Annotated in this window: 11 protein-coding genes and 1 tRNA gene; 11 read left to right on the forward strand and 1 reads right to left on the reverse strand. The window is 30.4% G+C overall.

The window, feature by feature from the left end; genetic code table 11:
• Nucleotides 1-23 precede the first annotated feature (23 nt).
• The 6 genes from ACI32A_RS04375 (at nucleotide 24) to ACI32A_RS04400 (ending at nucleotide 5,419) form a co-directional block, all read left to right on the forward strand.
• Nucleotides 24-1,643, forward strand: a complete 1,620-nt coding sequence (locus tag ACI32A_RS04375) for a hypothetical protein (protein ID WP_439753811.1) — start codon at nucleotides 24-26, stop codon at nucleotides 1,641-1,643.
• Nucleotides 1,640-2,569 carry a hypothetical protein gene (locus ACI32A_RS04380; protein WP_439753812.1) on the forward strand — a complete coding sequence of 310 codons (930 nt, stop codon included), beginning with the start codon at nucleotides 1,640-1,642 and terminating at the stop codon, nucleotides 2,567-2,569. The genes ACI32A_RS04375 and ACI32A_RS04380 overlap by 4 nt, the downstream gene beginning before the upstream one ends.
• Entirely contained in the window at nucleotides 2,547-3,170 is a 624-nt protein-coding gene (locus tag ACI32A_RS04385) for a response regulator (protein ID WP_439753813.1), read from the forward strand. The genes ACI32A_RS04380 and ACI32A_RS04385 overlap by 23 nt, the downstream gene beginning before the upstream one ends.
• Nucleotides 3,171-3,302: 132 nt before the next feature.
• Nucleotides 3,303-4,064 (forward strand): hypothetical protein, encoded by a 762-nt coding sequence (locus ACI32A_RS04390; protein WP_439753814.1) that lies wholly within the window; start codon nucleotides 3,303-3,305, stop codon nucleotides 4,062-4,064.
• An 8-nt stretch (nucleotides 4,065-4,072) separates the two neighbouring features.
• Nucleotides 4,073-4,648, forward strand: coding sequence for a hypothetical protein (locus ACI32A_RS04395; protein ID WP_439753815.1), 576 nt, complete (start codon nucleotides 4,073-4,075; stop codon nucleotides 4,646-4,648).
• Nucleotides 4,649-4,657: 9 nt separating this feature from the next.
• The gene (locus ACI32A_RS04400) at nucleotides 4,658-5,419 is read left to right on the forward strand and encodes an AIM24 family protein (protein ID WP_439753816.1); all 762 of its coding nucleotides are present in this window, start codon (nucleotides 4,658-4,660) and stop codon (nucleotides 5,417-5,419) included.
• 19 nt (nucleotides 5,420-5,438) lie between these two features.
• On the opposite strand, the gene ACI32A_RS04405 is transcribed toward ACI32A_RS04400, so the two are convergent.
• Nucleotides 5,439-7,577 carry an LTA synthase family protein gene (locus ACI32A_RS04405; RefSeq protein ID WP_439753817.1) on the reverse strand — a complete coding sequence of 713 codons (2,139 nt, stop codon included), beginning with the start codon at nucleotides 7,575-7,577 and terminating at the stop codon, nucleotides 5,439-5,441.
• Between the two features lie 54 nt (nucleotides 7,578-7,631).
• On the opposite strand from ACI32A_RS04405, the gene ACI32A_RS04410 reads away from it, so the two are divergent.
• The 5 genes from ACI32A_RS04410 to ACI32A_RS04430 all read left to right on the forward strand — a co-directional run bounded on the left by ACI32A_RS04410 (nucleotide 7,632) and on the right by ACI32A_RS04430 (nucleotide 10,940).
• Nucleotides 7,632-8,357 carry a Type 1 glutamine amidotransferase-like domain-containing protein gene (locus ACI32A_RS04410; RefSeq protein WP_439753818.1) on the forward strand — a complete coding sequence of 242 codons (726 nt, stop codon included), beginning with the start codon at nucleotides 7,632-7,634 and terminating at the stop codon, nucleotides 8,355-8,357.
• A 49-nt stretch (nucleotides 8,358-8,406) separates the two neighbouring features.
• Nucleotides 8,407-9,054: a potassium channel family protein gene (locus ACI32A_RS04415; RefSeq protein ID WP_439753819.1), complete on the forward strand. Its 648-nt coding sequence runs from the start codon at nucleotides 8,407-8,409 to the stop codon at nucleotides 9,052-9,054.
• A 9-nt stretch (nucleotides 9,055-9,063) separates the two neighbouring features.
• Nucleotides 9,064-9,861 (forward strand): alpha/beta hydrolase, encoded by a 798-nt coding sequence (locus ACI32A_RS04420; protein ID WP_439753820.1) that lies wholly within the window; start codon nucleotides 9,064-9,066, stop codon nucleotides 9,859-9,861.
• A gap of 9 nt (nucleotides 9,862-9,870) precedes the next feature.
• Nucleotides 9,871-10,821, forward strand: a complete 951-nt coding sequence (locus tag ACI32A_RS04425) for a DUF7309 domain-containing protein (RefSeq protein ID WP_439753821.1) — start codon at nucleotides 9,871-9,873, stop codon at nucleotides 10,819-10,821.
• Between the two features lie 44 nt (nucleotides 10,822-10,865).
• A tRNA-Glu gene (locus ACI32A_RS04430) sits at nucleotides 10,866-10,940 on the forward strand.
• Nucleotides 10,941-11,100: the final 160 nt, after the last annotated feature.

The raw sequence follows: 11,100 nt of genomic DNA on the forward strand, positions 1-11,100 counted from the left end.
ATTTTTTTATGTATAATAAGACCATGAAACAAATAAAAAAAACTTATATATTGATTGGAATTTTAATATTTATTGCTTATTTATGCCGTTTTCCAATACATTTATTTGAAAATCCAAATACCAAAGGTGCCATACGCTTTTTTATTTATTTTTTTCTTTTTATGTATTGGATGATTTCAATCCAAAACCGAATTATTCAAAAACAAGTCTGTCATTATATGATTGTCATAGCTATTTTAATGATTTTCTGGTTGACAATTCGATATATTAAATATGATTTTTTAACATATGAAACCTTTCCAAATTTGAAAAGATACGCATGGTATTGTTACTACTTACCATTATTGTTTATTCCAACATTAGCTGTTTTTGTATCCATTTCAATTCGACAACCCGAAAACTATAAAATACCCAAAAAAGATTATATATTATGGATACCGGCTATTGTTTTATTTTTGATTGTAATCACAAATGATTTTCATCAACTTGTATTTACATTTCCTGCTCTTCAAATAAAAACGGAATACAATAACGGATATGGGATTCTTTATTTCTTTATTTATGGATGGATGTTAATCTGTATTTTTATCACATTGATTAATATGACACGAAAAAAAAGAAATATTAAAAATCCATGTATTGTATTCATTCCATGTATACCAGTTTTTATTTTATCTATTTATATGATTTGTTATTTCTTAGCCTTTAAATGGTTACGAATACTATTTGGAGATGTTGTTGTTTTTAATTGTGTGATGTATATTTCTACATTAGAGTTATGCATTTATATGGGACTGATTCAAGCCAATACGCATTATGTAGAATGCTTTGATGCTTTTACATATGGAGCAAAAATCATGGATTCAGATTTAAATATTCTTCTTTCAACGTCTCAAGCCAAAAAAGACATAAATAAAGAAATAATCAATGAAGCCATTGATCAACCGGTTATATTAGACGATGGTTATCGTTTATCGACTTCTTCTATTAAAGATGGTTATGTTTTCTGGTTAGAAGATATTTCAAATTTAATGGAAATTGTGAATGAATTAGAAGAAATCAAAGAAAATCTGGAAGATGAAAATGAAATCATCAAACAAGAAAATGAATTACGTATCAAGGAAATGACAATTCATGAACAAAATCGACTCTTTAATTTAGTACAAGAACAAACGTCATCGCAAATACAATTGATGGATTCTTTTATTTGTCAAATGGAACAAAATAAAGACATAAACATTTTAAAGAAAATGATTGTGATTGGAACATATTTAAAAAGAAGAAGTAATCTTATTTTTATTGCGGATCAGTATAATAGAATGGAAGCCATGGAATTGTTTCTTTGTTTAAAAGAAAGTATGGAAAGCTTAGAAATTTATGGAATTTCGTGTGGAATTAATTTTGAATTAAAAAATGATTTAGAATCTAGATTTGTGATTCAAATGTATGATTGTTTTGAAAAAATCATTGAATCTTCATTAGATACAATGTCTTCTATGTTTATTGTTGTTCAAGAAAAAGAAACTATACAATTTATTGTATATACACAAATGAATATCGAATCATTTTATATGGAAGATGTAGACATTCAACAAGAAGAAGATGAAGTTCGGCTTTGTTTGACAATAAGGAAAGAATTATGAAAAAAATCAGTAAAAATATGATAAAAGAAGCTTTTGATCATTTACCCATGGGTGTGTGTTTCTTTGACAAAAATGGATGGGTTACTTTATGCAATCACCAAATGAATCGATTAATTTTTGATATTCTGGGAAAAGATATTCAATGTGTAGAAGACATGAAAATATTTTTTGAACCTAATCAATCTGTTTTTATATCCAATCAAAAAGTCTGGTCATTTACAAATACTAAAGTATTTACGAAAACGCATGAAGAATATATACAATTAATGGCTTGTGATGTGACGGAATTATATCAAAGACAAATGGAATTAAAACAAGAAAATGAAAAATTAAAGGAATATGGAAAAAGAATGAGAATTCTTTCAAGAAATATTCAAACTCTGATCAAAGAAGAAGAAACATTAAATATGAAAATTAAGGTCCATGATGATATTGGACGATCTTTGATTGTTTCTCGACAATTTATTCAGGAGCAAAAAGATATCCGTGAATTTGATCTTTCTATTTGGAAAAATGCGTTTCATTTATTAAATCAGGAAGAACAAAATTCATGGAAAAATGTTCTTCATCAGGCGCATTCCATTGGTATTGAAATTAAAATGAATGGAAAGCTTCCTGAAAATAAAATTCTGAAAGACTGTATAATAAAAATAATTAAAGAATGTATGAACAATGCAGTAAAACATGCCAAGGCAAAGCATTTATATGTGACGATTGATTATTTTGACAATCAAATCCATTGTTTAATGACCAATGACGGATTGTGTGTTTCACATCCAATACAAATGAAAGGAGGACTTTTATCTTTAAATAATCGAATTCAATCATTAAAAGGAACTATGGAAATAAAAGAAAATACATATTTTCAATTAGAAGTCACTTTACCATTATGGGAGGAAAACTATGAATCAAGTATTAATTGTTGAAGACCAGAAAATGATGAGAGAAGCCATGGAAAATTATATATCACAAATGAAAGGATATTCCATTATCGCTTCTATTTCCAGAGCCAGCGAAGCCATTAAAATTTGCAACTCTTTTCAAGTGGATTTGATTTTAATGGATGTATGTACAGATTGTAATGAAAGTGGTTTTACGGCAACAAAAGAAATTAAAGAAAAATATCCTAAAATTAAAGTCATTATTGTGTCATCTATGCTTGATGTCGATTATATGAAAAGAGCAAGAAATGTAAAAGCAGATTCTTTGTGGTTTAAAGACATTAGTCAAATGGAATTGATTCATGTTATTGAACAAACCATGCAAGGAAAAGAAGTATATCCAGATTCTATGCCGGTAATCCAGATTGGAAATGCGAAGAGCTATGAATTTACGGAAACAGAAATCAAAGTTCTTCGTTTATTAGTAGAAGGTATGACATATAAAGAAATGGCAAAGGAATTAAATGTATCGAGTGATTGTATAAAAAAACATATTAGTCATATGTTATCGAAAACAGGTTTTTCTTCTAAAACAAAATTAGCGGCGATGGTTACATCTAAAAAAATGATTATTAATGGGTTTTGATAAGAAACCTGTTTTTTTTTACCTATTTGGGTAATGTATTATTTTTTAAATGCCATACAATACAATTAAGAATTGCAGTACAAGGAAATAGAAAGGAGAAAAGCAATTCTTAAGCAAATCCTTGTAAAGAATATGGCAAAAACAAATTGTGTAAAATGTGGAAAAGAAATTGGATTTACTTCCCAAGTTAAATTAGTGGACGGAAATTTTCTATGCAAAGACTGTGAAAAAAAAGCCGGAAAGATTTTTGATCCAATGATGCATTCACTCGATGTGTATGATCAATTGTTAAAAGAACAAGAAAGAGATCAAAAAATATTTGATGCGTTGTTTAAGAAAAAAAGAACATTCCAGTTTGGAAAAGGTCCATATATCCATGCATGCGAAGACAATGGATTCATGTATATTCAAACCGATGGTGGAGGTCTTTTATCAAAGAATAAAGTCTATAATATGTATCGCTTCCAGGATTTGGCGAGTTATCGATTTGTAGATGGAAATCCGAATATGGATCATCGCATGAAAAAAGATCAAACCTATATTGAATTAAAATTTGTTGGAGACTATGTAATTGATACTTTGTATTTATTATCCGATGAAGAAGAATTCAAGGAATTAACGAGATATTTTGATAAGGCTTTTGAATTGGTTCAACAAAATAATAAAAAAGGAATGTTTAAGGCCATGAAAGGTTTAAAAGATGGCATTCGACAGGAACAAGAAGCGGCAACAAATATTTCAAAAGGTTTACAAGGTATTTTGAGTGGAAACAAAGAAATGGCTTTGGATAATATGAAAAGCGGTGTACAAATGGCTTTAAGAGGAAACCGAATCAAATGGTCCGAATTAACAGAAAAATTATTAAGAGAAGCCAATATTTCATGGAAAGTGTAGGTATGAATATGAAAAAAACAATGAAATGGGTATTAAGTGCATTCTTGGTTTTAGGTATGGCAGCTTGTTCATCCGGTGGTGGTGATACATCCGATGGTAATGATACACAAACAAATACAAAAAATGATGTAGAAACAATATCAGCTGAATTACAAAAATTTACTATTACGATTCCTCAACCAGATTCTTTCTTGGATTTAGGAGATGGAACATATGATTCATCTGTTTATAGTGTATTTGTAGACATTACATATGAACTTGATGATGAAGATGGAAATATTCAAGATTATTACTATGTTGCGATTCGTGAAGTTTATGAAGATACATTGGAAGATTGCTGGGCTAAATATAATTTAACACAAGATAATTTTACCGAAACAACAGTAAATGGATATACAGCTTATGATTATGCAAGTGAAACATTTGACAATGGAATTACGCAAGGAAAATTGTATATTCGTTATTCCGATGGTGAAAATGGACCAAGAGAATTGGAATTCCAATATTCGTATACAGACTATGATACATTCATGTCTATGGTCAGCGAAGTGTTAAACAATGCAACTTTTACACCGATTGAATAGGAGGCCACTATGTTTCAACTCAATAATTTCACAAATAATGATGACATTCGTGTTGTTAAAGAATTAGGTGCCTTTACCGTTATTGAATACAAAAGAGATTTAAGTGTCGATATGACAACAGCCATGTATTCTTATTATGCATCTCAAATGAACGTAAGAAGACGACAAGTCATTTGCGATGTATCAAAATCCGATGTTGTGATTCAGGCAGGTGCTATGCAATGGATGGTAGGAAATGTACAAGCTACAACAGGTGTTAAAGGCGTTACAGATTTCTTCGGAAAAGCTATGAGAGGATCAGTTACCGGTGAATCCGCTATTAAACCAGAATATACTGGATCGGGAACTTTGGTATTAGAACCAACTTATAAATATATTTTATTAGAAGACTTAGATGACTGGAATGGTTCCATTGTTTTAGATGACGGCATGTTTCTGGCATGTGAAGCAACTTGTAAACAAAAAACAGTGATGCGATCAAATTTTTCGAGTGCTGTTGCCGGAAATGAAGGACTCTTTAATTTAGGAATTCAAGGCCATGGCGTTATTTGTTTAGAATCGTATTGTCCTAGAGAAGAACTCATTGAAGTTTATTTAAATAACGATGTTCTAAAAGTAGATGGTAATTTTGCGGTTGCCTGGAGTGGAAGTTTGGATTTTACAGTAGAACGTTCAGGAAAGTCTTTAATTGGTTCAGCTGCTTCTGGTGAAGGATTGGTAAATGTATACCGAGGAACAGGAAAAGTATTATTAGCTCCTGTAAACAAATAGACGTGCAAATTGCACGTCTTTATTGTGTTCCATATTTTTCTTGCCACAAAGGTGTTGAATCTTGAATATCATCCGATCCAAATAGATGAGCATAATAATCAGTTTGTAAAACCTGAGAAGAAAAATTGATTTTATTTTGTGCAATTAAACTCATTTTATCAATATAATTCGAATCAACTTCCATTCCTTCGTTACCAATAAATTCACCTGTACTTGAACTATAATATCCTTTTTCGCTTAACCAGCTATAGTCGTTCCAAATCACAAGTGGAATTTGACTGGAAAAAACATCTCTTCCCACTAATAAACGAGAATCATATTCTAAGCCAAATAAATTGGAAAGCGTTGGAACAATGTCTAAAGAATAAGTAGGTGTATCAATTTCACAAGCCATGTCTTTGTATTCATTTTCTAAACAACCCGACCAGATAATCAAAGAATTATGGTCTTGATCTTTTTTATTATAAATGGAATGCCCATATAAATTTTCTGTATAATTTTCACTATTTCCATAAACAACTTCTTCCAATCCATATGGATAATGATCCGCTGTCATACAAATCACTGTATCATCGGCAATACCGGCTTCTTCCAGGTTTTGAATCAAAGTTGTCAAGGCTTCTTCTAATTCCAGCTGATAACATAAATAATAATTCACAACATCTTTATATTGTCCATCTGTTTTTTCTAAAACCGTATCTAAATGTTCTTGAACAAAAGTACTATCTGCATAATAACCCGAGTGTCCACTAACCGTCATATAATAAATACTAAATGGCTGTTTATCGACATAGGTATCAAAAGTTGTATCCATCATCACTTCATCATTTGGATAATCTTGACCAGCAATGTCTTCTAATCCGTTTCCAGTTGCTAAATACGTACTATATCCTAAGTTTTCGTGTGTTAAGTCACGAGAATAAAAAGTATAGCTTCCATTGTGATAAGCTTGCGAATAATAACCCAGTCTTTGCAGCTGATTTCCTAAAGTATAGTAGTTATTGTGTCCAATGGTATCTTGTATACTGTTGATGCCATCGGTTGGTACCAATCCAAATAAAAAAGAAAATTCACCTGTAGAAGTAGAACCACCCCATGTCAATTGATAATAATCTGAAAAATAAAATCCATTATGGCTTAATCGATACAAAGTTGGCGTCAATTCTTTGGAGATTACGGCATCACTAAATGCTTCTGCACAAATCAAAATTAAGTTCTTTCCTTCAAATAAACCCGTATATTCATTTTGACTGGATGGATTTAACTTGGAAATATATGTATTCATTTCTTTGAATGTTTCATCACTTTCCTGGGCAGCTAATTGTTCAAAATCAATATCACAAACATTTTTATCAAATTCTTTGATTTCTGTTTCTTCTTGTTCAGTGGAAATTACTAAAGTTGAAGTATTTCGAATTTGTTCTAAACGAAGACTGGTTAAAAGCCCAAATGTTTCCGTGGCTTTATTGAACTCATATTGTGTTTTATAATTATTTTTAGTAGAGCCTATACTACTGCAAGTAATGGCAAAACAAAAGATAATGAAAAAAATACAAAAATTCATGCAAATGGCAGGCCATCTATATTGATAGGTAAGTGTATGTTTTTTGGTGAAAAAATAATATAAAAGAATTGGTAATATATAAAAGAAAATCACAAAGAAACCAGAAAATATTTGTTTTAATAAATCGGATGTAAATCCAGTGGCAACACCTGTAGCTCCAGTTAAAATAGAGGCAATGGGCATATAGACTTGAAATGTATTTTTCACAAGGCATTCTGTAATAAAGAAAATCGCAACAAAAATCATTAAAAAAATAGTAATGTTTCGATTAATTTTTCGAATGAATAAGGTGTTGAAACAATTAAATAAAAAACCATAGGCAATACCAAATAAAACAGGATACATAATATGGGAAAATAAACCAGTATGATTGAATAAACGCAATAAGAGTTCATAATACACAAAAAGAAAACTAAATAAACCAAGATGAGTCAATTCTTTCCATGTTAAGAGTTTATGTTTCTTGGATACGAGCATTTGACTGAAAAAATGCTGTAAAAATGATAAAATAAATAAAGTTAAATGTTTGATTTTATGAATGATTTTTTGAATATATGGAATTCCTGTTTTTAATATTTTACTAAAATTTTTCATAATTTTTTCACTTTCTCTTGGTTTCAATTTTAGCATAAAAAAGGAGATGATAAAATGAACATTTTCTTAACAAGTTCACCAACAGGTTCACTTGATGGCCGTTATAAAGTACATGGATTAGATGAAAATAATCAATTTCGTCAGAATTTAAAGTCTGTTTGGAAAGATAAAAGTAAAGTTGCTTATCTTTGTGCAGACTTTAAAAGTCATGAACAAAATGAACAAGCTTGTCAGTTTTTTTATCATATGTGTCAAATCAGTGGATTATCAATTTCAAGTATAGAATGCATTGATGATCGCTATAAAAAGTCATGGGATTTTGATGTAATTTTTATTGGTGGTGGACACGTACCAACCCAGAATTATTATTTTCATCAATTTCATATACGAGAAAAAATGAAAAATTTTAATGGAATTGTGATTGGAATCAGTGCGGGTTCTATGAATTGTGCAAAAGAAGTATATGCAATGCCAGAACTACAAGGTGAAAGTAAACAAATTCGTTTTTTTAAGGGATTGAATTTGACAAAGACACAAATTATTCCACATTATCAAATGTTAAAGGATTCTATATTAGATGGAAAAAAATTGTTTGATGATTGGGTTTATATGGATAGTATAAATCATGAATTTATTGTTTTAGTAGATGGTTCTTATATTTGGATTCAAAATCAAGTGGAAACTATTTTTGGATTGGCTTATCAAATAAAAAATGGAAAAATAAAAAAAATTTGTGACCAAAATGAGTGTGTTGTGTATAAGGAATCCGCGGTATTGTGATTTGTATAATGTTTTATGATATAATTTGTTCAGTGAAAGTTGGTGTAATATGAAATCAATTTTAGTAATTGGAATGGGGCGTTTTGGACGGCATTGTGCTCGTGAATTAGTTTCATTGGGACATGAAGTCATGGCCATTGATAAATATGAAAAAAATATTGATAATATAGCTGGTGAAGTAAGTAATGCTCAAATAGGAGATGCTACAGATCCTTTATTTATGGAATCATTAGGAATTGCAGATTTCGATATATGCATTGTCTGCATTGGAGATGATTTCCAGGCTTCTTTGGAAGCAACTTGTTTATGCAAGGAATTGGGTTGTCCTTTTGTGGTAGCCAGAGCTGCCAGAGATATTCATCGAAAGTTTTTATTAAAAATGGGAGCCGATAAAGTGGTATATCCCGAAAAACAAATGGCAATCTGGACAGCCGTTACCTATAGTTCAGAACATGTCCTGGATTATATTCCTATGGATGAACAACATGCGATTTATGAAGTTGAAATTCCTGTATCATGGAATAATAAATCTGTCATTGATTTAAATGTCCGTCAAAAATATAATATAACGATTTTAGCTATCAAGGATTCAAATAATAAGGTTCTTACAGTGAATCCACAAACAATTTTTAAAAGTGATATGTCAATGCTTGTATTAGCAGAAAAGAAAGCCATGCAAAAGTTTTTAAAGTATTAGAGAGGAATTATGATTATAAAGACACCATTTTGGTATGAAGCAGCCAATGACTATCGAAATCTTCATATTTATTTACCAGAAACATATAATCAAAGTAGTGAAAGATATCCTGTCATGTATTTTTTTGATGGACATAATTTATTTTATGATCAAGAAGCTACTTATGGAACTTGCTGGGGTCTAAAAGAATTTTTAGATGGATGGTCAAAAGATATTATTGTTGTAGGAATTGAATGTGGACATAAAAAAGATGAACGCATGAATGAGTATTTGCCTTATTTTGTTGAAAAAGGATTTCTAAGTGAATATAAAAATTCAGGAAAACAAACCTGGGATTGGATTGTCAATGAAATAAAACCTTATATTGACAAAAACTATCGAACCATTCCATTTCGAGAATGCACAGGAGTTGCTGGATCGAGTATGGGTGGTTTAATGTCTTTATATGGTATATTGACACATAATGATTTATTTTCAAAAGCAGCTTGTATTTCAAGTACAGTTACACCTTGTATTCAGCAAATACAAAAAGAAATTGAAACTCAACATTTATTTCAGGATACAAAAGTATATTTAAGCTGGGGAACACGTGAAGCTATTACAATTTCCAATCCAGAAAAATTAGATCAAAATTCTTATACATATCGATGTAATCAAAGAATTTATAGTGAATTGTGTAATAAAGGCATTTCTTCTAGTATGTATTGTCAAATCAGGGGATCACATTGTGAAAAAGATTGGCAAAAACAAGTAGAAGGGTTTATGAATTATTTATGGTTAAATCAGGACATACAAAATGTATGGTAAGGAGGTCAATTGACTAAATTTGAGCAATTAAAACAATTAACAATACAAATTGGAAAACTAAAGCCATGGAAAACATTATGGGATACGGAATTAATTGTAGCTGCAACAAAAACAGAAAATTATTTTTGTTCCATTATGGGTCATGACCAGCTATGTTTTGGGATTTCTATTTATCCTGGTATTGAAGGATTTATGGATTTTCATTCTTTATTGGATAATCCATTTCCAACACCTGATGAATTTCATTTAGCCAATATTACATGCTGGACATGTTACTTTTATGATTCAGACAATGTAGATTGGGAACACTTGGATCAATACGATGGACATGAAGGAAATGATTTATATTTTCGTTTCGTTTCTTTGGAAAAACGTTTTTATCCATTTCCTGTTTCAGAACAAGAAATCGATATTCTTGTTGAGGTTTTTGAATTGTTGTTAAAAGCTTTACAGGAATTACTTGTTCAGCATTCGATTGAAGCACAATGGGAACAATATAGATATTTAGTTGTAAATGAAAACGAAATGGGTTTTGAATCCATTCCAGTGAAAGACATTACTATTGAAGATAATATTCTTGTTGGAGATGAATATATTGAAGAATTGTCGAACCATAAAAGAAGTAATGAGGAATTGTATATTGATTTAATGTATATGAATTTCCCTTTATATGATGAACAAGAATTATATGAAAAACCAGTCAATCCATTGGCATTTTATATATTAGATGGAAATCTGGATATGTTGCACATTGAATTCGTTCCTATTGAAGATGATGAAGTTATTTTTTCTTTTGAATGTATTACAGATTTCATTGAAGAATTTGGTATACCAGAATCCATACATTGTCGTAATCCATATATTCGCATGGCTGTCTATGATTTATGCGAAAAATTAAACATCGAATTCATTTATGACAGTTTTCCAGATGTACAAGCACAACTTGACTACATCAATTAATGATTACATTTGCTTCCATATTGTGCTATACTATGGAAGTACATGGCGCGTTGGGCAAGGGGTCAAGCCACAGCCCTCTCAAGGCTGTATCACGGGTTCAAATCCCGTACGCGCTACCATTTTTATTTTTATCTAAAATAAAGGAAAATTGTCATAATTTGGCAAAAAGTGACAGAAAATCGAAAGAAAATGGACATTTTCTGACTGTTTCACGATTTTTATATTGTGTCAGTCAGTTTCAAATTGTTCCTGGTCGTATTCAAAAAAAGTGTGCCAAAA

The sequence above is a fragment of the Floccifex sp. genome (assembly GCF_051873555.1).
Taxonomy (GTDB): Bacteria; Bacillota_I; Bacilli_A; order Erysipelotrichales; family Erysipelotrichaceae; genus Floccifex.

Coding starts and splice junctions, on each gene's coding strand:
- ACI32A_RS04405 (WP_439753817.1), bottom strand. CDS start 7,577: ATGAAAAATTTTAGTAAAATATTAAAAACAGGAATTCCATATATTCAA.
- ACI32A_RS04380 (WP_439753812.1), top strand. CDS start 1,640: ATGAAAAAAATCAGTAAAAATATGATAAAAGAAGCTTTTGATCATTTA.
- ACI32A_RS04410 (WP_439753818.1), top strand. CDS start 7,632: ATGAACATTTTCTTAACAAGTTCACCAACAGGTTCACTTGATGGCCGT.
- ACI32A_RS04390 (WP_439753814.1), top strand. CDS start 3,303: ATGGCAAAAACAAATTGTGTAAAATGTGGAAAAGAAATTGGATTTACT.
- ACI32A_RS04420 (WP_439753820.1), top strand. CDS start 9,064: ATGATTATAAAGACACCATTTTGGTATGAAGCAGCCAATGACTATCGA.
- ACI32A_RS04395 (WP_439753815.1), top strand. CDS start 4,073: ATGAAAAAAACAATGAAATGGGTATTAAGTGCATTCTTGGTTTTAGGT.
- ACI32A_RS04400 (WP_439753816.1), top strand. CDS start 4,658: ATGTTTCAACTCAATAATTTCACAAATAATGATGACATTCGTGTTGTT.
- ACI32A_RS04385 (WP_439753813.1), top strand. CDS start 2,547: ATGAATCAAGTATTAATTGTTGAAGACCAGAAAATGATGAGAGAAGCC.
- ACI32A_RS04375 (WP_439753811.1), top strand. CDS start 24: ATGAAACAAATAAAAAAAACTTATATATTGATTGGAATTTTAATATTT.
- ACI32A_RS04415 (WP_439753819.1), top strand. CDS start 8,407: ATGAAATCAATTTTAGTAATTGGAATGGGGCGTTTTGGACGGCATTGT.